The organism is Paraburkholderia sp. UCT70, from assembly GCF_050434085.1.
Classification (GTDB): domain Bacteria; phylum Pseudomonadota; class Gammaproteobacteria; order Burkholderiales; family Burkholderiaceae; genus Paraburkholderia; species Paraburkholderia tuberum.
Window position 1 is genome coordinate 4,218,918 of record NZ_JBNPVZ010000004.1, and the last position, 23,983, is coordinate 4,242,900.

At 58.4% G+C, this 23,983-nt stretch carries 20 protein-coding genes, 3 pseudogenes and 1 other annotated feature; of the genes and pseudogenes, 12 read left to right on the forward strand and 11 right to left on the reverse strand.

What is annotated here, in order from left to right:
• Window positions 1-57: 57 nt before the first annotated feature.
• From OKW41_RS45200 to OKW41_RS45210, 3 genes are all read right to left on the reverse strand, one after another.
• The gene (locus tag OKW41_RS45200; RefSeq protein ID WP_429452493.1) at window positions 58-429 is read right to left on the reverse strand and encodes a hypothetical protein; all 372 of its coding nucleotides are present in this window, start codon (window positions 427-429) and stop codon (window positions 58-60) included.
• A 155-nt stretch (window positions 430-584) separates the two neighbouring features.
• A complete protein-coding gene (locus OKW41_RS45205; RefSeq protein WP_429576409.1) occupies window positions 585-776 on the reverse strand; it encodes a hypothetical protein in 192 nt (63 codons plus the stop codon).
• Between the two features lie 176 nt (window positions 777-952).
• A complete protein-coding gene (locus OKW41_RS45210; RefSeq protein ID WP_429576410.1) occupies window positions 953-1,267 on the reverse strand; it encodes a hypothetical protein in 315 nt (104 codons plus the stop codon).
• Between the two features lie 760 nt (window positions 1,268-2,027).
• Between OKW41_RS45210 and OKW41_RS45215 the strand changes: the two are divergent.
• The 3 genes and pseudogenes from OKW41_RS45215 to OKW41_RS45225 form a co-directional block, all read left to right on the forward strand.
• A pseudogene (locus OKW41_RS45215) lies at window positions 2,028-3,676 on the forward strand (error-prone DNA polymerase); the annotation flags it as partial.
• A 23-nt stretch (window positions 3,677-3,699) separates the two neighbouring features.
• Window positions 3,700-4,659: an SOS response-associated peptidase family protein gene (locus OKW41_RS45220; RefSeq protein WP_429576411.1), complete on the forward strand. Its 960-nt coding sequence runs from the start codon at window positions 3,700-3,702 to the stop codon at window positions 4,657-4,659.
• Window positions 4,660-4,769: 110 nt separating this feature from the next.
• Window positions 4,770-5,273: a hypothetical protein gene (locus tag OKW41_RS45225; RefSeq protein ID WP_429576412.1), complete on the forward strand. Its 504-nt coding sequence runs from the start codon at window positions 4,770-4,772 to the stop codon at window positions 5,271-5,273.
• Window positions 5,274-5,709: 436 nt separating this feature from the next.
• On the opposite strand, the pseudogene OKW41_RS45230 reads toward OKW41_RS45225, so the two are convergent.
• Window positions 5,710-5,910: pseudogene (locus OKW41_RS45230) on the reverse strand (HU family DNA-binding protein); the annotation flags it as partial.
• Between the two features lie 128 nt (window positions 5,911-6,038).
• Here OKW41_RS45230 and OKW41_RS45235 point away from each other — a divergent pair.
• The 4 genes from OKW41_RS45235 (at window position 6,039) to OKW41_RS45250 (ending at window position 9,749) form a co-directional block, all read left to right on the forward strand.
• A complete protein-coding gene (locus OKW41_RS45235) occupies window positions 6,039-6,278 on the forward strand; it encodes a hypothetical protein (RefSeq protein WP_018419007.1) in 240 nt (79 codons plus the stop codon).
• A 424-nt stretch (window positions 6,279-6,702) separates the two neighbouring features.
• On the forward strand, window positions 6,703-6,945 hold the full coding sequence (locus OKW41_RS45240) for a hypothetical protein (RefSeq protein ID WP_429576413.1): 243 nt from the start codon (window positions 6,703-6,705) through the stop codon (window positions 6,943-6,945).
• A gap of 47 nt (window positions 6,946-6,992) precedes the next feature.
• Window positions 6,993-8,230, forward strand: a protein-coding gene (locus tag OKW41_RS45245) for an IS3 family transposase (RefSeq protein WP_246530497.1) whose coding sequence is annotated in 2 segments (ribosomal slippage) — window positions 6,993-7,296 and window positions 7,296-8,230 — 1,239 coding nt in all. Because the reading frame shifts where the segments join, the coding sequence is not laid out codon by codon here.
• Window positions 7,283-7,399 (forward strand) — a sequence feature (AL1L pseudoknot). (Overlaps the previous gene by 117 nt.)
• A 139-nt stretch (window positions 8,231-8,369) precedes the next feature.
• Window positions 8,370-9,749, forward strand: coding sequence for an IS4 family transposase (locus OKW41_RS45250; RefSeq protein WP_429443705.1), 1,380 nt, complete (start codon window positions 8,370-8,372; stop codon window positions 9,747-9,749).
• A gap of 5 nt (window positions 9,750-9,754) precedes the next feature.
• Here the strand turns inward: OKW41_RS45250 and OKW41_RS45255 are convergent, their stop codons facing one another.
• A complete protein-coding gene (locus OKW41_RS45255; protein WP_429576414.1) occupies window positions 9,755-10,891 on the reverse strand; it encodes a phospholipase D-like domain-containing protein in 1,137 nt (378 codons plus the stop codon).
• Window positions 10,892-12,384: 1,493 nt separating this feature from the next.
• Between OKW41_RS45255 and OKW41_RS45260 the strand changes: the two genes are divergently transcribed.
• Window positions 12,385-13,536, forward strand: coding sequence for a GNAT family N-acetyltransferase (locus OKW41_RS45260; RefSeq protein ID WP_429452487.1), 1,152 nt, complete (start codon window positions 12,385-12,387; stop codon window positions 13,534-13,536).
• Here the strand turns inward: OKW41_RS45260 and OKW41_RS45265 are convergent.
• The 3 genes from OKW41_RS45265 to OKW41_RS45275 all read right to left on the reverse strand — a co-directional run bounded on the left by OKW41_RS45265 (window position 13,502) and on the right by OKW41_RS45275 (window position 16,118).
• Window positions 13,502-14,071 (reverse strand): hypothetical protein, encoded by a 570-nt coding sequence (locus tag OKW41_RS45265; protein ID WP_429576415.1) that lies wholly within the window; start codon window positions 14,069-14,071, stop codon window positions 13,502-13,504. The genes OKW41_RS45260 and OKW41_RS45265 overlap by 35 nt on opposite strands.
• Window positions 14,072-14,318: 247 nt before the next feature.
• Window positions 14,319-15,502 (reverse strand): IS3 family transposase gene (locus tag OKW41_RS45270; protein WP_429572141.1). Its coding sequence is split into 2 segments (ribosomal slippage): window positions 14,319-15,247 and window positions 15,247-15,502, totalling 1,185 coding nucleotides; the frame shifts between segments, so codons are not numbered across the junction.
• Window positions 15,503-15,563: 61 nt separating this feature from the next.
• Entirely contained in the window at window positions 15,564-16,118 is a 555-nt protein-coding gene (locus tag OKW41_RS45275; protein WP_429576416.1) for a hypothetical protein, read from the reverse strand.
• A gap of 78 nt (window positions 16,119-16,196) precedes the next feature.
• Here OKW41_RS45275 and istA point away from each other — a divergent pair, with 78 nt between their 5' ends.
• Together istA and istB are read left to right on the forward strand one after the other, a co-directional pair.
• A complete protein-coding gene (istA, locus tag OKW41_RS45280; RefSeq protein WP_429571339.1) occupies window positions 16,197-17,738 on the forward strand; it encodes an IS21 family transposase in 1,542 nt (513 codons plus the stop codon).
• Window positions 17,739-17,752: 14 nt separating this feature from the next.
• The gene (gene istB / locus OKW41_RS45285; RefSeq protein ID WP_429571338.1) at window positions 17,753-18,511 is read left to right on the forward strand and encodes an IS21-like element helper ATPase IstB; all 759 of its coding nucleotides are present in this window, start codon (window positions 17,753-17,755) and stop codon (window positions 18,509-18,511) included.
• A 194-nt stretch (window positions 18,512-18,705) separates the two neighbouring features.
• Here istB and OKW41_RS45290 read toward each other — a convergent pair whose 3' ends face one another.
• Both OKW41_RS45290 and OKW41_RS45295 read right to left on the reverse strand, forming a co-directional pair.
• On the reverse strand, window positions 18,706-19,374 hold the full coding sequence (locus OKW41_RS45290; protein WP_429576417.1) for a hypothetical protein: 669 nt from the start codon (window positions 19,372-19,374) through the stop codon (window positions 18,706-18,708).
• Window positions 19,375-19,527: 153 nt separating this feature from the next.
• Window positions 19,528-19,794, reverse strand: a pseudogene (locus OKW41_RS45295) (peptidogalycan biosysnthesis protein); the annotation flags it as partial.
• A gap of 150 nt (window positions 19,795-19,944) precedes the next feature.
• Here OKW41_RS45295 and OKW41_RS45300 point away from each other — a divergent pair.
• Window positions 19,945-21,657 (forward strand): NAD+ synthase, encoded by a 1,713-nt coding sequence (locus OKW41_RS45300; RefSeq protein WP_429576418.1) that lies wholly within the window; start codon window positions 19,945-19,947, stop codon window positions 21,655-21,657.
• A 104-nt stretch (window positions 21,658-21,761) separates the two neighbouring features.
• The gene (gene glnK / locus OKW41_RS45305; protein ID WP_429452479.1) at window positions 21,762-22,100 is read left to right on the forward strand and encodes a P-II family nitrogen regulator; all 339 of its coding nucleotides are present in this window, start codon (window positions 21,762-21,764) and stop codon (window positions 22,098-22,100) included.
• Window positions 22,101-22,284: 184 nt separating this feature from the next.
• Here glnK and OKW41_RS45310 read toward each other — a convergent pair whose 3' ends face one another.
• Window positions 22,285-23,442: a porin gene (locus OKW41_RS45310; protein WP_429576419.1), complete on the reverse strand. Its 1,158-nt coding sequence runs from the start codon at window positions 23,440-23,442 to the stop codon at window positions 22,285-22,287.
• Window positions 23,443-23,983 lie beyond the last annotated feature (541 nt).

The following is a 23,983-nucleotide window of genomic DNA, read 5'->3' on the forward strand; positions in this document are numbered from 1 at the left end:
TGCGTACCGGGGGGCAGCTGAACAACCGTCCCCTCTCGGCAGACCAAAGCGGGATTCTCATTTTTTGATGTACACGATGTACAGGACGATTTCACTGTCCCCCACATTCTTGAAGATGTACGACGGGCTGGCATCGAAGGACTTTACCTCGCCAGTCTGGTACTGGCCATCCTCTTTTCTGCCATCGGCGTAAATGCGCTGGAATTTGCCCCCCTTGATAGCGCGCACGACCCGGAACGGGCGAGCGATGCTCGGACTTTCCGCTCCCGGCTTGAAAGTGTTCTCGGCCACTTTCACTCTTTCATTATCGACAAACACTTTCTGTTCGATTTTCGGCGCTCCAGTCTCCTGCGTCCGGGCCGTACCGCTACCGAATACCAGCGCAAAAGCTGATAACAGTCCGACGACAGTTTTCCTTGTTGCCTTCATTTGCTCCTCCTTTTTTCTTCGACCGGTTCAGTAAGGAAAACGTGCATCGCGGCGCTGGAACCACTGGCTACACGCGGCAGGCCTACCGACTCGGGACGCAAGACATATCAACTCAGCGGAACGCGAAGCTTCCCTCGATATTGGCGGGCGGGGCTTCAATCGAAGAGTAGAAGCTTCGAACTGAAAAGCAAACAAATTGAGCCCGTCAGCGGCTCAGAAACCAGACTGCGCGCGTCCTCTGAGCCCTTCGGTCCCGCATGAACTCGCACCACGAACTTCGGCGCAACGGCGCCCCGGTTGGCCATCAGTGCACTCATGCGCGCAGCATCCGCGCTCAGCACCGTCATCGCTTCCTTTACCAGCCCCGGGTTCAGCTTCGGTCGCGGCGTCTGCCTCATCGCCAGGGCCTGTTTCAGGACGTTCCGCCACTATTGCACGCCGCCGCGTTGGGCCTACTCCGATGGCGGAACGACGCCGTGCAGCGGCGGCTCTATGAACAACAGCTCGGCGTGATGCCTTGAACCTACTCGGTTTCTGCCCAAGCAAACGTGGAATCGATGAACGTGTGCGCCCGCCCCTCGGCATAGCGCAGCGCTTCATTGGCAGACACAAATTTCACTGGCTCGGCGAAGCTTCCGACGACATTTGACAGCGGCCCCGCCTTTTCTATGGACCACGACGTTGCGAATCGGCGTTCTGTCCCGTTAAACGATGGACTGTCGGTTTCCACTGTCCGCACCAAAATGACGTATCCGCGATATGGGCGACACGACTGTGTGAGCATGGCTTCCTCCTCGGTGCGCCGCTGCAGGATACGAATCGGGTGCGCAAGGGCCATTCCAGAGAATGCCGTGCAGGCTAGCGCGTAGCCGCCGGCGTAACCAGCGTTTAAAGCGTCACGGAAATTATCGGCACCAGCGCAACCTCCTGGGAGGAGGCGGCGCCCCCGCATCCACCGAGCACCGACATCGCAGGAATCAGGATGACCAGTGCGCGAGCGCCGGTTGATTGTGGCAATCTGCTCATCGATAGACTCCTATCTTTTTATTCACCAAAAGACGCTGCTGTGCTTGCGAATTCGTCGTGCCGGGAACCTCGCCGGGAAAAAGCATGCGCGAGCTTGTCCATCGCCCGTGCACGAGTGGCAATTTGGAGTCACGCCACGGGTCGTCAGTGAGCTTGGTTTGGCGCTGCGGGCAAGAACTCGGATTGCCGTACGAATGCTTCAGAAGGCAGACAACGGTTCGAGAGAAACTGCGGCGCAAACTGTGGTGCGAAGAACTCGGAGCAAGTACTGCTATTCGTGACGGCTCCCTCGGAAAATCCACCAAACGATTGGTAGCGGTCACTCCGCGAATCATGGGCAGAGTCCTGTCATTCAGGCCGGAAAATAGATACCGGCAAAGCAGGTCAGCTCTTCTATAAATTTTTCTGACCGTACATACTGCTAGCCCAACGATGAATAGTGGATGTCTCGAATAAGACGTCGCCCGAATCTATCACTTGTGCGCGGGCGAAATGTGAATCCGGCAAAACTACGTTGCCAGGAAACAGCGTGTTTCGCGCCCGCGAAGGCAGATGGTTGAATGACCCCTTGGGCGGGCGGCTTTGTTATCAGTCGCGGAAAACTCACGCGTCTGGTGCCCGTTGAAAATGCTGCGATGGCCGACCGCAGTGTGATTCAGTGGGACAAGGACGACCTCGAGTCACTGGGCCTGCTCAAGATTGATGTGTTGGCGCTCGGCATGTTGTCGGCTATCCGTCGCACACTTGACCTTGTCTCTGAGCAGCGCGGAGAACGGTTTGAGATGCAGGACATACCTGCCGAGGACCCTGAAACGTACGAGATGATTTCGCGCGCAGACACCGTGGGCGTATTCCAGATTGAATCGCGCGCGCAGATGTCGATGCTGCCACGACTCAAACCCCGCACGTTCTATGACCTGGTTATCGAAGTTGCCATCGTCCGTCCGGGGCCAATTCAGGGCGGCGCCGTCCATCCGTACCTGCAGCGCCGGCAGGGATTCGAGCCGGTGACTTATCCCAGTGCGGCTCTTGAGACTGCATTGGGGCGCACGCTGGGCGTTCCTATTTTTCAGGAACAGGTGATGCAAGTTACCATTCTGGCCGCAGGCTTCACGGCTGGGGAAGCAGACCAGTTGCGAAGGGCGATGGCAGCTTGGCGGCGCAAAGGTGGCCTGGATAAATACTATGACCGTATCGTCAATGGCATGCTCGAGCGCGGGTATGACAAGACATTCGCAGATGGCATCTTTCAGCAGATTCTCGGCTTTGGCGAGTACGGGTTCCCAGAGAGTCATGCTGCAAGCTTCGCACTGCTCGTGTACGCAAGCAGCTGGCTGAAACGTCACGAGCCGGAAGCGTTTCTCGCAGCGATGCTAAATAGCCAGCCGATGGGTTTTTATTCGCCGTCGCAACTCGTGCAGGATGCGAAGCGACACGGAGTCCAGGTACTGCCGGTCGACGTCACGATAAGTGGTTGGGACTCGTCGCTTGAACACATGGACGGCGCTGAAAAGCCTGCCGTCAGGCTCGGTTTGTCGTTGCTCCGAGGAATGCGAGATGGCGCCGCGGAGCGTATTGAGAATTGCGCGAGCCGTGCGGCAGTTCGCGACCGTGTCCGACCTCGCGCGACGCGCTCAGTTGGACCGTCACGACCTGCAGGTGCTTGCGGCTGCGAATGCACTGTCATCTCTAGCTGGCAATCGACGCGAAGCGCTATGGCAGTCAGTCGCCTCGGTGCCTGACAAAGACATGCTGGCGTCGGCAGTGCTGGAAGACGCGACGCCTGAACTGGGTGCGCCATCCGAAGCTGAGGACATCCTGGGAGACTACCGGTCGATGGGGCTGACGCTCGGCCGACACCCGCTGGAGCTGCTGCGACCACAGTTGCTTGCCAAAAGACTGATGCCAGCCGCAACCCTGCAGACATATCGGAATGGTCAACTCGCTCGCGGCTGTGGCATTGTTACGGTACGACAACGCCCTGAAACCGCGAACGGCGTCATTTTCATTACGATTGAAGACGAGACGGGAAATGTCAACATAATTGTCTGGCCAAAAGTGCTGGAGCAGCAGCGAAGAGAAGCTTCTTGGAGCGTCGCTTCTCGGGGTCCTCGGTGTGTGGCAGTGCGAAGGTGAAGTGCGACATCTTGTGGCGCAGCGGTTGATAGACATGTCGCATCTGTTGGGTGAGCTGCCGTCAATGAGTAGGAATTTTCATTGAGGCTACGGAAAACGGAGATTCCGATGTGCTACTCGGCTCAGATTCAGGCGGACTATCGTAAGTTTGTCAAAATGTTTGGCGCTTTGATGAGCATCAAGGAGTTCGCTCAGCTCTTCTTTGAACGAGCCGAGGGCAGTAAGGCGAAGGTGCCGAAGGCGATGGAAGATGCATTCTCCAATCCGCAGTCGGACGATGAACGTGTCGTGAAGCATTCTATCGACCGATTCAATGCTGAGCTGGTGAGCAAGCTTGAGCAGGACCTCTTCAAGCAGCGGGCTCGGCTCGCCGATGCGGAGCGCTCACTACAAAACAAGGTAACGAAAGCTGCGACTGAGAGCCGTCGAATTGCAACGGACAAGGTCGAGTGGACCCTCGGCAAACTCGACGATATTCGGCGGGCCGAGCCGAGGGCTCGCGACTCGCGCATATTCCCCGGTCACTACGCGCCAGTGATGGTCGTCGAGAACGGACAGCGCGTCATCAAGCCGATGCGCTATCAGTGTCGCATTGCTGGCAAGCCCGCGTCGTACGACGTGAAATACCCAGGCACGTATAACGCTCGCCGCGACAATCTGGAAGGTTTCTGGAAATCGCTCTTCGGCCACTCGCATGGACTGATTGTTGTCAGTACGTTTTATGAGAATGTGAGCAGAGCGAAGATGGAAGTCCGTGAACTCGCCGAGGGTGATGAGGACGAAAACGTTGTTCTGGAGTTTAAGCCTAACCCGCCACACGACATGCTGGTAGCCTGTCTGTGGTCGCGCTGGTCGGCGCCGGGCGAAGCGGATTTGCTTTCATTCGCGGCGATTACCGACGAGCCCCCCGCAGAGGTTGCTGCAGCCGGCCATGACCGATGTATTGTTCCCATTAAGCCTGAAAACATTGATGCTTGGCTCAATCCGGATGCGTCGGATTTGGCGGCGCTGCATGCGATACTTGATGACAGGGACAGGCCGTACTACGAGCACCGTTTGGCGGCGTAGCGATGCGTATTCGTTCATACCATCTTTTGGTTTGATGACAGCGGTTTTTAGTAACATTGCGAGGTCGATTGAGTGACGCAATGAACCAGGATTCAGTACGCAGGCACCAAATGGATATTTTCTACTATTGGCCGAAGCTTGAGCAAAACCTCAAAAACGGTGAGGTTGGTTATTTCGGCTCCAACAACACGAAAATCCTGGAACTCTCAGAGCGGTTGCCCAAGCGCATCTGGGTGTTCAAAACCCCAAAAGGGAGGAAGGGGTCTATCCAATTGGCCGGCTCGCTGCTTGTCAGCGATGAGCCTTGCGTAGCGATAAAAACCGACTACCCCCATGTCATCTACTACGACCCGTTCTCGCCCGAATCCGTGATGTTCACGGACTCCGATACTCCACAGCGTATCCAGGCGGTCTCTGCCTACTTCCAGTATCGATTCCACGTCGCGTTTAGTGCCAATTTCAACGGCGATGCCGGGGTACAAGCTATGGAATCGAACGTGGTTCGCGGGTTCGAGGCCCTCGTTGCTGACTGGGGAGAATGCCAAATGCTGGAGCGCGTCAGAGACCGCAAGAAGGTCCAGCCCATCAATCCATTCGCGCATCAGTCAACTTGATGTCACTGGACGGTTCCCGTTTCGGTGTAACCAATGAGCCGAGTTTGTCTGCGGGAGTTGCGGCCAACCGCTGATGTTAGCCCACTCGAGGACTGCCACGCCACGATGTTCGCTGGGATTTTGTGCGGCTCTCCTTGGTTCGGAGCGGGCGACGCGACAGGTTAAAGAGGTGGCGTGAAGGCTGTTCATCGCCAGGCCTACCGCCGTCGAACGTCGTCGCAGCGCAGTGGGGCTTTCGGTCCGGGCGAGAAGTGTCGTGCGGCATATTCACGCGCGCGCCCCGTCCTTGAGAAGGAAATGACGGGCGCTCAACCAGAACCGCTTCACTCACGAAACGGCGCGCTTTCCAATTGGTACGCCGATGTCGTGCGCCGCAAATAACAACGCCCCCCGGATTTTGGTCGCGAGGGGCCTTATCACGTCGGAACACTTTCGCTTACAGCGCGGCGTCCTTCAGCTTTTTCAGCGGGCGCACCTTGAGGCGCACCGAAGCGGGCTTCGCCGCGAACCACTTGTCTTCACCCGTGAACGGGTCCTTGCCGAAGCGCTTTTTCTCGGCGGGTACGTCTTGCGCGACAACCTTCAACAGGCCGGGGAGCGTGAACTCTTTCGCGCCCTTCTTGTGGACCGATGTCAATCAAGTCGAACGAGTGTGCAAGTCATCGAGCGTCTGATTGATGCCCGGTGATTTGCTGCAACGCACCTACCGCATCGCGACCATCATGCTAGGATTTCTGCGTACAACGCAGGCGTCAGGAGGGTGGCATGGACGGCTTCGTCAGGCATCAGATAGAAGGTGCGTCCGTCGACATCGACGTGATACCGGCTACGCCACGTGGCTACTGCGCGCGCTTTCGCATTTTCCGTGACGCGTCTGATAACCCGGAGTGGCACAGGGTGTATGTGTCGGGCAGTGTGTTCGATACGGCCGAGCAAGCGGAGGAAGCGGCCAGGTCGATGGCGCTCGAACGGGTGCTGGCGGGGGCGGCTAAGCCGCACCCATGAAAATTGCCGACCAACGGACGGCAATTGAGTCTCCTGCGGTCCAGGACACGCTCTCGGCGGGGGACGCCGACGCCATACGCACGGCGCGCACGTGCTACGAAATCGGAGGTGGTGAAAGCCGCAGCCAAAAAGGTTGTCGTCAAAGCTCCCGCAACAAAGAAACGGCTCGTCAAGCAGGTTGCCGTATCCAGCACTGCGGGCGTTCGGGCAGCCGCGCCGGGAACTGAGGTCGCGAGCACGTCGGCAGCCGCCTGATTTCAGTCCTCTAGCGATGATTAGTAACATCGCCATCCGAGCGGGACAGTACGTCCCGCGCAATCTTCTTTCACGCGTGGTGACAATCCGAAAGCACTAACGCCTCAAGCATTCATCAGTAGCGGTGGTTCGGCGGAGCGGTGGCCGATGGTACGGCGGCGCTTCAAACGTGGCTACCCGTGATGACGTGACAATTTTCGTCGTCAAAGGGGTCGATGACGATGATTTTGTCGTGAATGATGGCGTGCCCTGTTTTCACCAGCTCGGTTTCGAAGTAACCGAAATCGGTCGAAAAGCCGGCGGGCGAAACGGCCGCCGCATTTTGCCAGCCGGCTTCATCGTAAATGGCGCGATTAAAAACTTTTGGGCAAGGCCTCGGTCGCTCACGGCACCTCGAACCAGAAGGCTCTGAACCGGCCCGGGATTTCCGGAGGCTCCACTTCTTGAGAAAATGGAGCTATGGAAAACACCAAGAAGAAGTCCCCAAGGTACTCGCCGGAAGTTCGTGAGCGGGCTGTGCGAATGGTGCTGGAACACCAGGGCGACCGCGAATCGCAATGGAAAGTGATCGCGTCGATCGCAGCGAAATTTGGCTGCTCGGGTGAAACGCTGCGTAGCTGGGTGCGCAAGGAAGAGCGGGATCGGGGTTTGCGCCCGGGCACAAGCACGCAGGAGCAGGATCGGCTCAAGGAACTGGAGCGGGAGAACCGTGAGCTGCGCCAGGTTAATGAAATCCTGCGCAAGGCGTCAGCATATTTCGCACAGGCGGAGCTCGACCGCCGACCGAAGTGATGATCACGTTCATCGATGATCACCGGCACGTCTACGGGGTCGAGCCGATCTGCAGGGTGCTGCCAATTGCCCCGTCGACGTACTACACGCATGTGGCCCGCCGCGTCAATCCAGGCCTGGTGCCGCCGCGGGCCCAGCGCGACAGGATGCTCAAGGATGAGATCCGGCGCGTGTGGGAAGAAAATTTCCAGGTGTATGGCGCAGACAAGGTCTGGACGCAATTGAAGCGGGAAGGCATTGTCGCGGCGCGCTGCACGGTCGAGCGGCTGATGAAGCAGATGGGCCTGCGCGGTGTGGTGCGGGGCAAGACGGTACGCACGACAGTGAGCGATGGTTCGACGCCGTGCCCGAAGGATCTCGTGAACCGGCAATTCACCGCCGAACGGCCCAATGCGCTGTGGGTGTCAGATTTTACCTATGTATCGAGCTGGCAGGGCTTCGTCTATGTCGCGTTCATCATTGACGTGTTCGCCCGACGCATTGTCGGCTGGCGTGTGTCGAGCTCGGCGCGCACGGACTTCGTTCTGGACGCACTGGAGCAGGCCTTGTACGAGCGACAGCCGGCGCAGCAGGACGGGTTGATACATCACAGCGACCGCGGCGTGCAATACGTATCGATCCGCTATACGGATCGGCTGGTCGAGGCTGGCATTGAGCCGTCAGTGGGCAGCGTGGGCGACTCCTACGATAACGCACTGGCGGAAACGATCAACGGCTTGTACAAGGCAGAGGTGATCCATCGCCTCGGACCGTGGCGCAATCCGCAGGCCGTTGAAATTGCGACGCTCGAATGGGTCGACTGGTTCAACAATCGTCGGCTCTTCGGCCCCATCGGCAACATTCCACCTGCTGAGGCAGAAGCCGCTTATTATTCAAAACTCGCTGGGTCCGCCATCGCGGCGTGACTCAAGCAAAACAGCCTCCGGGAAACCCCTCAGGATTACCCATAAGTCGCTCGCGACTGTGCGATTGAAGGGCGATGGCTTGTAAACGGTGACGACCGATGTTAACTTTGATCCGGTTCGTGATCTGTGATGTCGGGCATTGTCGGACACATCTGACCTTGATGATTGGGCAAATGAAGAGTTTGGCGCCGCCGAGCTCGGCGACGCTCGCCTGACCAGACGGCTCGTGACGCTGGCACGCAAGCTTTCGTTGGGCCCACATTGCTCTTTTCCGCAGTCGTTCAATGGTTCGGAGCTGAAGGCGGCATATCGTTTTTTCGACAACCCGCACGTGGATGTCGATGGCGTGCTGGGTGGGCACATCGGTCAAACGCTGTGTCGTATGCAACAGGTGCCAGTCGTCCTTGCTGTTCAGGACACCACCGAGTTCAATTTGTCTCATCTGCGGGCAACCGAAGGTCTGGGATATGGCTCCGATCCACATGTGCGTGGTTTCCTGATACACAGTCTGCTTGCGCTCACGCCAGAGGGGCTGCCACTCGGGGTGATCGGGATGAAGACCTGGATACGCAGGCACGAGGAGTTGGGCAAGAAACATCTGCGTGGGCAACGAACCGTACAACAGAAAGAGAGCGCGAAATGGCTCGAAGGCATCGAGCAACTGGGCGTACTCAAGACGCACTGTCCGTGCACGCATGTCATCGGCGTGAGCGACCGTGAAGGCGATGTCTATGACGTGTTCCTGGCGCAGCGGCCTGCCGGTGTCGACTGGTTGGTGCGCGCGTCGTGGAACCGACGCGTTGCTCACCCCGATCGATATTTGTGGGAAACCGTGCTGGCCTCGCCAGTGCTTGGAGAGGCGCAACTGCAGGTGCCTGCACGCGAAAACCGCCAGGCACGCACCGCACGGCTGGTTGTGCGCTGCATGCCCGTACGCCTTCGTCCGCCGCAAAATCGTCGTCGCGAGAAGCTTCCCGAAATTGAAGTGTTTGCAATTCATGCACAGGAAACGAACTTGGACGAAGGAGCAGAGCCATTGGAATGGCTTCTACTGACTTCGGTGCCTACGCAAACACACGCAGAGGCCCTCGAGCGTCTTGCATGGTATGCGCGCCGATGGACGATTGAATCGTGGCATCGTGTGCTTAAAAGTGGCTGTCGCATTGAAGCCCGCCAATTTGGCAATCTCGATCGATTCGTCCGCGCCACCGCATTGTTCGCCGTCGTAAGCTGGAGGATCCTGTACTCCATGTTGCTTGCCAGGCTTGATGGCAACCTGCCATGCGAAGTATTGCTGCAGCCAATCGAGTGGCGAGCCCTCTACTGTCGTACGCATGGCAGTACCGAAATACCTGATAAACCGCCGTCACTCGCGCAGGTCATCTTGTGGATCGCCAGACTCGGCGGATATCTCGCTCGAAAGCATGATCGTCCACCTGGTCCTACCGTCATCTGGCGTGGATTTCTTGTCCTGCACGAAATCACGATGATGTACCGAATATTCAGGCAAAACGAATAGCACCATCACATTACTTGTGGGTAATCCTGAGGGGAAACCCGGGGCGGTTCACTCGGCTTGTCGATAGCAACCTTGGCCAGTTGGTCAAGGAAGGTGATACTGGTGGCCGATTTCACACTGCCCGGCTGGAACGCGAGAAAGAAGATGGCTTGATTTGCCGCCGCCATGAGCTGTGCGATGGCGGTCATGTCTGCAGGCTCGGAAGGCATCTTCGGTGCCTTGGACGTGCCCGTGTCAATTCGAGCCTTGGTATTGGGTGAAAACCATACAGTTGCGCGACTCGCCGCGATTTTAAACGTCGCACCTGAACTTGCACCGGCGGACCGCAGCGCCTTCGCCTGCAGCCCATGCTGGGGTGCGGGCGGCTTCGGAACCGTATTCGTAATGCTGTCATTTTTGAGAGCAACCCAGTGCTCTAGGTACTTTGTCGCAACAGCGGTGTCCTCGACCACGAGAGCGTTATTGTTCTGTGTGCAGAGGCCGGTGGGCGTCCAGTTTGTGCTCCCTGTTAGTACCGCCTGCGGGATGTTCTTACCGTCGACGTACACGAGGAATTTGTTGTGCGCGATGCCAGTAGACGGCATATAGCGAGTAACAATGTTGTCGCCATGCTTCGTAATTAAATCTCCTCGCGCCTTCAGATTCAGACCATCGTAGACAGTTTTCCGCTTCGGCTTACCTGACGCGGTCTTACCATCGGGAACCGAATCGTTGTCGTTTGACAGAACGAGCTCCAGGCGATTCTTCGGCAAATCGACAAGCACCTTGATGAGTTCGTCATCCGTCAACTCGTAGAGCGCGCCTACAATTCGACCGCTCCTTTTCGCGCGGGCGGCGAAGGTAAGCAGCGTGTCCAGTAATTGACCGGTAAGTCGCTGCCTTTCTGCTGCGCCGAGTGCCGCGATATTCTCCTTGACGAAATCATGAACTTCGGAGGAGCTCAAAGCTTTGCCGCCTGGTTTGTGAATCTTGCGCGCCAGGGCTTGCGTAGCAAGGATTCCGCGATTGAACGTTGCTCGCACTGTCCCCGTCTGTGTGTCGAAGCGCGCAACCTCGGGTGTAGTAAGCCAATACCTTGCATCCATCGGTTGTGGCTTGTCGGACGGACCGTGAAGGGGCACGACGCGATAGACGTACTTCACGCTAGGTTCCGCGACCAGGTCCTTCCAGTTGAATCGCTGCAGGGGCCATTCATCAGTGGTCTTTGGCTTTCGCTCGTCGTTTTTGCCGCCTGACCAACCGACATAGCACGGGAGCGCGGCAAACTTGGAGTCGGGCTGCGATGACTCTTTGCGTTGAACCGTAAAGCCAATGCACTCAGGGATGGGGCCTGGGTAGCTCCACGCAACCAGAATGATGTCGTTGTTCGACCAGGCGACAGAGGTGGCCTCGCTTGTTCGGACAGGTTCTCGATATTTTTAAGTGGAACGTCCGGGGCAGTCATGCTGCCAATTTGATCGCAGGCAGTGTTGCGAAGTATGCCTCATCCGGCGTGCGGTCTTCCAGACTCGAAGGAGGCCGTCTCTGGTTGTACAGATTGATGTAATCGCCGATTGAGCGCCGGGCGTGAACCTGTTGCAAGAACCCGTTCAGATACGAATAGCTGAACTGGAAGGACTATTGCTCCGAGTTGCGTATCCACATGCTAGGCGCGAGCCGTCGTCCTCAAGACCTCAAGCTGGGCAACGGCGAATTGCTTCGAGATTGAGAAAAAGCTCAAGCATCATCGCGCAGACTAGTACGTCGATAGTCGCATAACCAGCGACGTCGGCCTCAAAGCTCCGTTCGCGGTCGACAAAGCACAGGCTATTGCCAACAGCCGAGTCACGGCGGGTAGATATGTTTCGGGGCGACTTGTTCGGCTAGGCTTGTTTCGTTGCTGCGCACGGTATCCTGTGAACTAGGACAGTCCGATAACATCGTGCCGATACACTGTTGATGTAGCAGCTGCGCGACAAATACTCGCACCCCTGCGCCCAATTCGGCTTTGGTCCCCAAGTAACTGCGAGGGCGCAGGCTGCCGTTAGTAGGATGCGTGCGATTCGACGCTTTATCTCCTATGCTGTTCTCAGCGGCGTTAGCGCGACGCAGTTTTTCACGCTTATGAAGAGGAGGCAGCGATGGCGACTGGCGACATGGATGGAGAAGGTTCAATTCCGGGGCCATGCTTGTCTGAAGCGGAGGTCAGGCGGTTTCTGGCAGCGTTCGCAATCCAAATGTGTCTAATTTTTGGCTGGCGCAGTGCTGAAGCGCTTCCCTCGATAGGCAGAAAAATCGCGAAGCGATTCAGGCATACAGACTTCCGAACCACGATGCTCTAAGAAAATGACCCGGGTCTATGTCCCACTGGGAAGCTAACAACTTGCTTATCGTACAAGCATGCTCTGCGGGGTGTCCTTGGCGCAAATAGTCTGGATGACCCGCCGTCGCCATACAGTCGCGTTTATCAAGACCAGGGCCAGGGTAGACGCCTTGGCTGCACATCTCAGCGCGTTGCGCGAGCAGCTGGGAGACTCAATTCGAGCACCGGGGGCAGCCTGACCACCTAGGTGCAGCCGCCTGACGATTTTTCTCGAATGCGCGACAATGCTGCTTTGCGGCGTGGCGCCGCGCCGGGAAAATCGTTGGGGGCAAGGTGAGCAGCAAGGTTGAGATACTGGTTGTCGATTCGCTTTCAGATGTGCCTGCAGAAGAGTGGAACGCGCTCACTGTGGGCAATCCCTTCGTGGCGCACGAATATCTGTCAGCAATGCACATTACGAAATGTGCATCCAAGTCGACAGGATGGCAGCCGACCTACCTCCTGATGCGACGCGGAGGCGAACTCGTCGGCGCCATGCCGCTGTATCTGAAATCCCATAGCCGCGGCGAATACGTCTTTGACCACGTCTGGGCAGACGCATTCGCGCGGCATGGCATCCAGTATTACCCCAAGCTCCTGTCTGCAGTGCCATTCACGCCCGTTACAGGACCACGACTGATGGCGCCGACGCATGCAGACAGAGTGTTGCTCGCACGGGGCGCAATTGAGTTTGCGAAACAGCTCGATGTGTCGTCAATTCACGTACTGTTCTCACACGAAGATGACCTTGAGGCCCTGACCGACGCCGGCTTCATGCTGCGGGAAGGCGTCCAGTTCCACTGGGAAAATTTTGGATACAAGAGCTTCGACGAGTTTCTCTCGAAGATGTCGCACGACAAACGCAAGAAGGTCAAGCAGGACCGCCGAAGGGTCCACGACGCTGGTGTTACCTTCCGATGGCTACGTGGGCAGGAGATTGGCCAAGACGACCTAGACTTCTTCTACGGGTGCTACGAGAACACGTATCGGGAGCACTGGAACCCGCCGTATCTGACCCGCAAGTTCTTCGGACTGATTCATCGGTCGATGCCTGATGCACTGATGCTCGTCATTGCTGAGGCAAATGGGCAGCGGGTCGCGGTGGCGCTAAACGTCGTTCAGGGCGATACGATGTATGGCCGCTATTGGGGCACCAAAGAGTTCGTTTCAGGCCTTCATTTTGAAACCTGCTACATGCAGGGTATCGAGTATGGCATTGCCAACGGACTGAAGAGTTTCGAGGGAGGAGCCCAAGGTGTGCATAAGATGTCACGAGGGCTCATGCCGACCCCAACATGGTCTGCGCACTGGATTGCTGACCACAGGTTCGCCCACGCCATCAGTGAGTTCCTGGACCAAGAGACGGCGGCGATGGATGAACACATCGACGAACTCGAGGCGCATACGCCGTTCAAGCGCCATCAATCTCGGCCATCAGATTCATGACGTCGTGACGTAATGGTGAGTCCGGCTCTACGGTCGTGTAAGCCGCCGTCTCAACACACTTTGCAAGAGTGTCGCGAAGCCTCGCAATCATGCTCATCTGCACCGCGACTGTGTCATTGAGTTGCGCAATCTTGTTCTTCAGCACCTGTTCGACGCTCACCTTTCGCATCCTACTTAGGACTCTGTGATAAGCGTCTTGAGAAACAATCGATGCGTGGCCTAGGATGTCAGCTACGGCCATTGCGACATCCTCGTACGCCAAAGAAAAGCCCTCGCGTTGGCGATATTCAATCTCCTCAGCCCATGTGGATTCGGCAAACTTACGGCGGAACGAATGTGTGTTTGCGCCAATATCGCTCCCAATCGCGCGAAACGCGGCTCGAAAGATTTCCGAGACTGCCGAATGCGTAAGAGGTAGTCCGGTATTTACGGAAAGAAACAATCGCCCCTGATGTATCTCAGTGGTGTCTTCCTTCAGGCCATGCTTTTTCAGCAGCTCAGAACGCTCCTCCCTGATGTATCGTTGGATGGCCAACGCAAGGTTTATTGGCACAGGAAAGGCCCGTTGATAGCCGAACTTTTGGTCAGGTGGGGTTATCGGAATATGAGTCTCACCGGAGCTTACTGCCTGGCCAATAATATCAGCTGAAAATTGCTTAACAGTGAGGCTATTGACACTCGCACGTCGCCAGCCGAGACCCTCAAATAAGCGTAAGGCTAGGTCGTTCCTCGAGGCGGTATCTGACCTTGCCCCTGTTTCGCGAATCCCATAGCTGAGAGATTTATGCGGCTCGCCCCTGTTGAGCGGCGAACCAGTTTTTCTCGAACGTCATGGGGCTGACGTAATCGAGCGTCGAGTGTAGCCGGCGCGCATTGTAAAAGCCGAGCCAATCAATCACTTCATCCATTGCGGCACGCCGTGTGGCAAAGTGCCGGCCATGCAGGCGTGCAACTTTCAACGAACCCCACAGGCTTTCGGTCGGTGCATTGTCCCAGCAGTCGCCGCGCCGACTCATCGACGAGCGCATGCCGTAGGCCTTCAGCGTGTCCTGGAACAGCCCGCTGCAATACTGGCTACCCCGGTCGCTATGGACGATGACGCCAGCCTCTGGACGGCGCCGGAACCACGCCATACGCAGCGCATCGGTGACCAGTTCCGCTTTCATGTGTGGCTGCATCGACCAGCCCACCACCTGCCTGCTGAACAGGTCAATGATGACCGCCAGATAAACCCAGCCTTCAGCCGTCGCACAGTACGTGATGTCGCTCGTCCAGACCTGGTTCGGCGCCGTTGCTGTGAAGTTACGCTCCAACAAGTTCGGCGCCACCGGCAGGTTGTGATTCGAGTTCGTCGTCGCGATGTACTTGCGCTTGTGTCGGGCACGGATGCCATGCTGCGCCATCAGCTTGCGAACACGCTCCTTGCCCACGCGCACGCCGCGCGCAACGAGCTCTTTCCACATGCGCGGCCAGCCATATTCGCCCTTGACCTGCACGTGAATTGCCTTGATGTGCGCGAGCAGGGCATCGTTGCTGATACGGCATCTGTGCGGCTTATCATCACCGCTGCGCTGCTGACGCTGATGATATCCACTGGGACTGATTCCCAGTACTTCGCACAGCATCGAGACCGGCCAGTGGCGTCGATTCCGGTCAATGAACGCGCACTTCACATCAATTCCTTTGCGAAGTACGCCGCCGCTTTTTTTGTGATGTCGAGCTCCATCTTCAGGCGAGACACTTCCGCCCTCAACCGCGCCAGTTCCATCTGCTCGGGACTGACCGGCTTCGCCCCGGCTCCGACCAGTTTGCCTTCCCTGTCCGCCTTGACCCAGTTGTGAAGGGTCTGCTGCACCACGCCCAGCGTCGCCGACACCGCAGCCAAACTCTGGCCGTTCTTTACCAGTCGGACCGCTTCCAGTTTAAATTCGAGCGTGTACTGCGCCCGCTTTGCCTTGACCGTCATCGTTTCCTCTCCTTGCTTGAGTTTACACACTCAGCAAGGGATTCGTTTTTCGGGGGCAAGCTCAATCTGCGCCACCTGTTGACCAGAAGAACTGGCGAATTGCCTCAAAGTCTTCATCCGTTGCCCAATACTGTCTGTCACTCATACGCGATGTGGTGCCAACGTTTTGGAATAGTTTCGGGTATTTTTGCTTGTCGCCTTGCAGTTTCTTGTGGTTGACATTCCGAAGTTTCGGCAGGGATGACCGTACCGGGAAAGTGGCCGAGTTGCCGACAAGTGACTGGATGAGTAGCGCGTCCTCTTGTGCCCACGTCAAAAACTCGTAGATAACACGTAACCGTAAGTTGGCTGTTCGTTTTGCACTCTCATCGTTTCTCGAACTCGGTTTATGCCTAGCTTCTTCTTTAACCCAGTCACGAAATTCAACAAGAATGTCATCGGAAAGTTCTTGCCACGTTAGGTGCTTACAGGCGAGGAAGCGCGCAAGAGTGCGTATTCCACGCCAAACCGAACACCAATTCCACGGCGAACCGAGCACGGATTCCACAGCAAGCCGAGCGTCGATTCCACGGCAAATCGAGCAGGGATTCCGCGACTGCCCGAGCGCGATTTCCACGCGTAACCGAGCGGTAAGCTGGAGGGACGGCAACGCGGGATAACCATGGCACGCTTGACGATTTTGTCGAGCGAGCGAATGTCGAATAAAAGGTTATCCATGCGTCAAATCAAGGAAGTGCTACGCCTGCGCTTTGTGTGCCAGCGTAGCCAGCGTGAGATCGCGACGACGATAGGCGCATCGAGCGCGACGGTCTGGGACTATCTGGATCGCGTACGGCGCGCACAACTGGACTTCGAGAAGGCGATGACGATGGAGGAGACAGCGTTGGATGCGCTGCTATTCCCGCCGCCGCCGTCGTCAAGCCGGACACGGCCGATGCCCAATTGGCCGATGGTACATCGTGAGCTCGGCAGGAAAGGCGTGACGCTTGACCTGCTATGGAACGAGTACAAAGCGCAGGAGCCCGAAGGCTACGGCTACAGCTGGTTCTGCAAGTATTACGAGCGATGGGCGGCAGCGTTGCCGGTCACGCTTCGCCAGACGCACACGCCCGGGGAGAAGCTGTTCATCGACTATTCGGGTAACAGGTTGGGCATCGTCGATCCGCACACCGGCGAGATCCGTGAAGCAGAGGTATTCGTCGCGACGCTCGGCGCATCAAACTACACCTACGCCGAAGTCACCTGGACCCAGCAGCTTGAGGACTGGATTGGCTCGCATGTGCGCGCCTTGAACTTCATTGGCGGTTGTCCCGAGATCCTGGTCCCCGACAACCTGAGGTCCGGCGTGCACAAAGCCGACTTCTACGATCCGGTTCTGAACCGGACCTATGGAGAGATGGCCGCGCATTATTCCGTGGCGATCATCCCAGCCCGCAAACGTCGGCCCCGTGATAAAGCGAAGGTCGAGCAGTCGGTGCTCCTGGCGCAGCGCTGGATTCTGGCACGGCTGCGCAACCAGCGGCTGTTCAGCCTCGACGAAGCCAACCGCGCGATCGCGGCACTCCTCGTTGAACTGAACAACAGGCCGTTCAAGAAACTGCCCGGTTGCCGCCGCAGCGCCTTCGAGGAACTTGATCGTCCGGCACTTCGTCCGCTGCCAGACAGACCCTACCAGTATGCGCAGTGGAAGGTTGCTCGCGTCGGCATTGATTACCATGTCGAGCTCGACGAACACTTTTACTCCGTCTCATACAGCCACGCCCGCGAGCAGGTGGAGGTGCGCCACACGAAGACGACCGTCGAGATCTTCCTGCGCGGTCAGCGCATTGCCGCGCACGCGAAGAGCGAGCGCCGCGGCCATCACACCACGATCGCCGCCCACATGCCGGCGAATCATCGGGCAGCGACCACCGAGTGGAATCCGCAGCGGCTGATCAACTGGGCCATGGAGATCGGCCCGCACACCGCCGCAGTCATCGAACACCTGCTTGGCGGTCGCCAGCATCCACAGCAGGCTTACCGCGCCTGTCTGGGCGTGCTGCGCATGGGCAAGGACTATGGCCATGCGCGACTGGAAGCCGCCTGCCAGCGTGCCATTGATCTTAAAGCGCCGAGCTATCGGTTCATCGCCTCGACGCTGAAGAACGGTCTGGAGAACAGGGCCGACACGGCCGCCGCCCAGACCGAATTGCCGCTCGCGCATGCCAACGTGCGTGGACCGTCTTACTACCACTGAAAGGAGATCATGACATGCTGCATCATCCAACTGTCGAGCGGCTGCACGAGTTGCGCCTGTTCGGCATGGCCGCCGCGCTGGCCGACCAGCAATCCCAGAGCAGCATCGACCAGCTCGGCTTCGAGGAGCGCCTGGGGCTGCTCGTCGAACGGGAAGCAAGCGAACGTCAGTCGCGCCTGCTCACGGCGCGGCTACGCCGCGCGAAGCTGCGTTTCCCGGACGCGGTGCCCGAAGACATCAACTACCGCGAGCCCCGTGGACTGGATCGTGCGCTGCTCGCCCGGGTGCTCACTGGCGAATGGGTACGGGCGCACCAGAACATCATTCTGGTCGCACCAACCGGGCTCGGTAAAAGCTGGCTTGCATGCGCGCTGGTCAACCAGGCGTGTCGCCAGGGCTTCTCGGCCTGCTATCTGCGCATGCCGAAGTTCAACGAGGAGATGGCCATCGCGCACGGCAGTGGGGGCTACGCAAAGCTGCTGGCACAGTTGGCCAAGACCGACATCCTCGTCATGGATGACCTGGCCATGGCACCGCTGTCAGATGCGGCGCGGCGCGATCTGCTGGAGGTGCTCGACGACCGGCACGGCCGGCGCTCGGTGATCGTCACCAGCCAGATTCCAGTCGACAGCTGGCATGCTGCCATCGGAGATCCGACGCTCGCTGATGCAATTCTCGACCGGCTGGTTCACAACGCGCATCGCTTCACGCTCTCAGGCGAATCGATGCGCAAGCGCCGAAATAGTTTGACCGCCGAAGGCGGGAAGGAGTAAAAAAACTCACCCCGCGTCGCCATGTCCGCAGCGCTCGCTTTGTTGTGGAATGCCTGCTCGGTTTCGCGTGGAATGCTTGCTCGCTTTGCCGCAGAATGGCCGCTCGATTTGCGTGGAATATGCACGCAAGAGCGAGCAGGGCATAACCAACGTGTTCCATGGCGGAGCGAAAGGCTCCTTCCTTAACGTTTGCGTCATGGCGGTCGCGCGCGATTTGCAGTATGTAGTCGAGGAAGGGTTTCTATCCTTCCGGTGAAATGGGCAAGTTGCTTCCTCTCGAGTTCCGCCATGTCAGCGAATTCGAGAGCGCCTGCGGGTGCCGCCAAATCGGAGTCCTGCAGTGTCGGATGAGGGCGGTCGCTGAGCGTGTCATTTGCTTTTGGCGAAGGACGTGTCAGAGCGGTCTTGTACTCGACGTCGCAGAGCAAAGTTCCGTTGCCAATGGCACTGACGGGTTTGAGGAGGAAATGGCGACTGGTTTGCGCATACGTCACCGAGACCGGGAAACGAGAACGTACAGCGTGGTACGCGTCGACGGCGGCAAGGACGGTGACTACGTCCTCTTCAAGCAGTTGCTTTACTTCGGTATTTAGCAGGTTCAGCACTTCGCCGCTTTGAGCAAGGGCGACCAGCGTTTTGGTGACCGGTGCTGCTTGGACGAAATGTAACTGACTCGGCGCTGCGTCGACTGCCTCGCTCAGCCATCCCCCGGGGACTAGCCCTAAGGTATGCGTGTCGACGATGAAAGTCCGATAGGTCGTTCGTCCATCAATGGTTTGCTTGGCGGCGAAGCGCAGCTGACCGTCATCGCGCCAGCAATGTCTTTCAAGTGCGCCCGGCTCGGTCCAATGTAGTGCACCCATCCCGCGCCTCCAGCCAAGCCACAGTTCTATCTTATTCTGAAGAAAAATGCACGGAAAAGAAAGTTGGGGTGTGATTTTGTTTTTTCGTTATATATCAACGACTTACATGCAATCAATCAGTCGGGCAGTTTTCTCGCCCCTACATAATGAAAAGTACTCGCCGTACGAGTGTCCCTTCAGATAGACGGGCGCCGCCGCCGCGAGCATGCCCGTGCGCGCGTCGGTCAGCGTGACGAATTGCGGCGCCCAACCAGTGTCGGGAACCGCGCATTGCGTCGCGTTGAGCGCGCTCAGAAACTCGTGCTGCAAAAACGGCGTGGGCTGCGGCTGCGCGGCGAGGAGGGCGTTCCACTCGGCGGCGTCCACCTCGGAGGGCGATGCCAGAATGCCCGTGCGATAATCGATACGTTGCTGGTTCAATCTGAGTGACTGTTTGCAATGACCGGCGCGGCGCTGTGAAACTGAAGCTGCCACGTCGTTCGTTGAGTTCGTTTATCCGGTTTGTTCAATCCCGTCGAGCCATCGAGCCGCGGTACCGCGAGCCGTGAAGGCTTGCCTGTCGATCCTGCCATGAAGACCCGAATCGCTCTTGCTCAAATCAATGTCACCGTCGGCGACTTCGCCGGCAACGTCGCGAAGATCGTCGCCGCCGCGCGCGCCGCGCACAGCGATGGTGCGAAGCTGCTGGTAGCGCCTGAACTCGCGCTGTCGGGTTATCCGCCCGAAGACCTGCTGCTGCGCCCCGCGTTCTATACCGCGAGCGCGGCCGCGTTGGCCGATCTCGCGGCACAGTTGAAGCCGTTCACCGGTCTGCATGTGATCGTCGGCCATCCGCTGCGCGACGGGTCGGACAACCTCGCGCACCACCCGGCGAACGGCCATGGTAATGCAAACGCGCCGATCGAGCGCGGCGTACCGCCAGTCGATACGTTCAATGCGGCATCGCTGATCGTCGACGGCGAAGTGAAGGGCACCTATCGCAAGCAGGATCTGCCGAACACCGAAGTGTTCGACGAGAAACGCTACTTCGCCTCCGACCCGCAGCCGTTCGTGTTCGAACTCGACGGCGTCAAGTACGGTGTCGTGATCTGCGAGGACGCGTGGCATGCGTCGGCCGCGCAGATGGCAAAGGCCGCGGGCGCGCAGGTGCTGCTGATTCCGAACGGCTCGCCGTACCACCTGAACAAGGAAGCGGTGCGCTTCGACATCCTGCGTGCGCGCATTCGCGAGACCGGTATTCCGATGGTCTACGTGAACATGGTCGGCGGCCAGGACGAACTCGTGTTCGATGGCGGTTCGTTCGTGCTCGACGCGCGGGGCGAACTCGTCGCGAAGCTCGAGCAGTTCGAGGAAGCCACGGCTGTCGTGGAGTTCGACGCTGGCACGCCGCTGCCGGCCGCGATCGCGCCGGAGCAGTCGATCGAAGCGCAGGTCTACGCGGCGCTCGTGATGGGCGTGCGCGACTACATCGGCAAGAACGGTTTTCCTGGTGCTTTGATCGGTCTGTCGGGCGGCGTCGATTCGGCGCTCGTGCTGGCCGTTGCATGCGATGCGCTCGGCGCCGACAAGGTACGCGCGGTGATGATGCCGTCGCGCTACACGGCCGATATCTCGACCAGCGACGCCGCCGAGATGGCGCGCCGCATCGGCGTGCGCTACGACGAGATCGCGATCGCGCCGATGTTCGACGCGTTCCGCGGCTCGCTCGTCGAGGAGTTCGCGGGCCGCGCCGAGGACGCGACCGAAGAGAACATTCAGGCGCGCATTCGCGGCACGCTGCTGATGGCGCTGTCGAACAAGTTCGGCTCGATCGTGCTGACCACCGGCAACAAGAGCGAGATGGCGGTCGGCTATTGCACGCTGTACGGCGACATGGCCGGCGGCTTCGCGGTGATCAAGGACATCGCGAAGACGCTCGTGTACCGGCTGTGCCGCTATCGGAACGCGGCCACCACGTTTGTGACGCGCGACGTGATTCCCGAGCGGATTCTGTCGCGCGCGCCTTCCGCTGAGCTGCGCGAGAACCAGACCGACCAGGACAGCCTGCCCGAATACGAAGTACTCGACGCGATCATGCGCATGTATATGGAGGAGGACCGTTCGCTCGCGGAGATCATCGCGGCGGGTTATCAGGTCGACGACGTGAAGCGCGTCACGCGCCTGATCAAGATCAACGAGTACAAGCGCCGTCAGGCGCCGATCGGCATTCGCGTCACGCATCGCGCGTTCGGCCGCGACTGGCGTTATCCGATCACGTCGCGCTACACCGAACCGGTGGAGTGAAAGACGACACCCGCGCGCGGATGCCGCAATGCATCCGGCGCGGCGTAGAATAAAAATCATCCTTTCCCTTTCCACTCTTCCCCCATCAAGAGACGAGGTTCGCCATGAAGCGCATCACCGCAGTCATCAAACCGTTCAAACTCGACGAAGTGCGCGAGGCGCTCGCGGAAGTCGGCCTCTCCGGCCTGACCGTTACCGAGGTCAAGGGGTTCGGCCGCCAGAAGGGGCATACCGAGCTCTATCGTGGTGCGGAATACGTGGTCGACTTTCTGCCGAAAGTGAAGATCGAAGTCGTGGTCGCGGACAGCCAGTGCGATCAAGTCATCGACGCGATCATCGGCGCGGCGCGTACCGGCAAGATCGGCGACGGCAAGATCTTCGTCGCGGACGTCGAGCGCGTCATCCGTATCCGTACCGGCGAAGAGAACGAAGCAGCGGTATAAGCCGACGCAATCACGCACCGGCCCGGTGCGCGCAACGGCAAAAAACCGTGCGCCGAATAAAAAACGGTGCAATACCCTTGCGGATATTGCACCGATACGCGCCTCTCGCAGCAGCGTGAAAAAGATTCTCTCGAAGAAACTCGTGTTACACCCCGAGGGATGACCCTCGGGGCGCACCGTTCGATTAGAACGAGTGCTGGATACCTGCGTACACGCCGCTTTGCTGGCGGCCTTGCAGCGGGTTGTCCGTTGCAGCGGCGAAGCCTGCATTATTCGCGTTCAGACCGAAGTTAGCATTACGGCTGTTGCGCACCGTCGCTGCCTGCAGGTCGAGCAGCGTGCGCTTCGACAGGTTGTACGAACCGCCGACCGTGTAGATCGTCGCATTGCCCGCGCCGTTGTTGCCGTTCACGTGGTAGACCGCCGCGATCAGCGCTGCAGCCGGTGTTGCCTGCCACGTCACACCGCCCCATTCGTGATTCAGAGTGGTCGGCTGACCATATGCAACGGACGTCGCACCTGCCGAACGGACTGCCTGGTAAGCAGCCTGAATCTTGAACTGGCCGAGGAACACGTTCAGCAGAGCGGAGTACTCGCGCGATGCCGCGAATACGCCGTTGGCCGTGTTACCCGTATTGATGCCGTTGTTGGCGACCGGGCCACCCCACAACTGGCCGTTCGCCGGGTTGCGGATTTCGTCGTACAGACCGCGGATCTGGAACAGCGAGCTGGTGTAGGTGATCTGCGCGCCAGCTTCGCGACCTTGCGGCGTCGAGCCGTTACCGTTCCAGCTCGTCGCGTTCGACAGCGCGTACTGACCGTAGAAGTCAAAGCCTGCGATCTTCGGCGACTGGTACGCGAAGTTGTTGCTCGACTGCGGCCAGTTGCGGCCACGCACCAGCGATGCCGACGACCAGTTCGACTGACCGAACGGGTCGAAGTCCCACACGCCGTTCGAGATGAAGAGCATGCGGCCCATCGTGAACGTACCGTACTGGTTGTTCGAAATACCGACCGTTGCCCAGCGATTGAAGAGACCGCCGCCGCCAGGACCTGCGCCCGTCATCGTGTTGAACGAGCCTTCCAACTGGAACAGGATCTTGTTGCCGGCGCCGATGTCCTCGACACCCTTCATGCCCCACAGGCTGGTGCCCCAGTCGCCGCTTTCCGCCTTGAAGCGGTTCGAGCTGGTGTTGGCCGCGCCGTTGGCGTTAGCGCCGGTCGGGACGCCGGACATGTACTCGAGACCTGCATCCAAACGGCCATACAGCGTGACGCTACTCTGAGCGTGTGCAACAACGCCGGCCGACATCAGCGCAGCGACGAGCAAAGCTTTCTTCATCTTCTCCTCCATACCCTGTCAAAAAAGAAACCCAGTACTGCGAGTGGTGTTCGGACGCGATAAGCACCGAACAGAAAGCGGTACCAGGGAGAGTGGCGGGTGGATAGGGATTCTCCTGTCATGACATGTAGCGTCGAGCTATCTTTGCATCATGCCGATCCCACGCCGACCGGTTCTCCTCTGCGTTTTGAAGTGAAACTACTTTTAATCAACTTTGTTTTGCTACTTTGGTTACCAATTTATCAAAAATAACTTTAACTGGGAGAAGAAATTAGTACCGCCCACAGGGGGTGTCGCCAAATTGCAATACGAATGTGGGCTGGGACCCGAAGGAGTTCCTCCGGAAAAGGCGCAAAGCCTTGTCCGGCAAGGGAATCGCGGCCTGGAAGGGGTCGTATTAAGGATTGCCACTATTGACGAGTCCAAAGTGGCAGGTTAGGGCGAAAACTCGGCCTGGATGGCCCGTTTTTTGGGATTTTCGGCGCTTTTTCGTCGTTCGAATGGCCGGGCGGAAGGACATGGCAGAAACGAAAAAGGCGCT

Coding starts and splice junctions, on each gene's coding strand:
- OKW41_RS45205 (WP_429576409.1), bottom strand. CDS start 776: ATGACGGTGCTGAGCGCGGATGCTGCGCGCATGAGTGCACTGATGGCC.
- glnK (WP_429452479.1), top strand. CDS start 21,762: ATGAAGCGCATCACCGCAGTCATCAAACCGTTCAAACTCGACGAAGTG.
- istB (WP_429571338.1), top strand. CDS start 17,753: ATGCTGCATCATCCAACTGTCGAGCGGCTGCACGAGTTGCGCCTGTTC.
- OKW41_RS45300 (WP_429576418.1), top strand. CDS start 19,945: ATGAAGACCCGAATCGCTCTTGCTCAAATCAATGTCACCGTCGGCGAC.
- istA (WP_429571339.1), top strand. CDS start 16,197: ATGTCGAATAAAAGGTTATCCATGCGTCAAATCAAGGAAGTGCTACGC.
- OKW41_RS45210 (WP_429576410.1), bottom strand. CDS start 1,267: ATGGCCCTTGCGCACCCGATTCGTATCCTGCAGCGGCGCACCGAGGAG.
- OKW41_RS45290 (WP_429576417.1), bottom strand. CDS start 19,374: ATGGGTGCACTACATTGGACCGAGCCGGGCGCACTTGAAAGACATTGC.
- OKW41_RS45220 (WP_429576411.1), top strand. CDS start 3,700: ATGTGCTACTCGGCTCAGATTCAGGCGGACTATCGTAAGTTTGTCAAA.
- OKW41_RS45225 (WP_429576412.1), top strand. CDS start 4,770: ATGGATATTTTCTACTATTGGCCGAAGCTTGAGCAAAACCTCAAAAAC.
- OKW41_RS45235 (WP_018419007.1), top strand. CDS start 6,039: ATGGACGGCTTCGTCAGGCATCAGATAGAAGGTGCGTCCGTCGACATC.
- OKW41_RS45310 (WP_429576419.1), bottom strand. CDS start 23,442: ATGAAGAAAGCTTTGCTCGTCGCTGCGCTGATGTCGGCCGGCGTTGTT.
- OKW41_RS45200 (WP_429452493.1), bottom strand. CDS start 429: ATGAAGGCAACAAGGAAAACTGTCGTCGGACTGTTATCAGCTTTTGCG.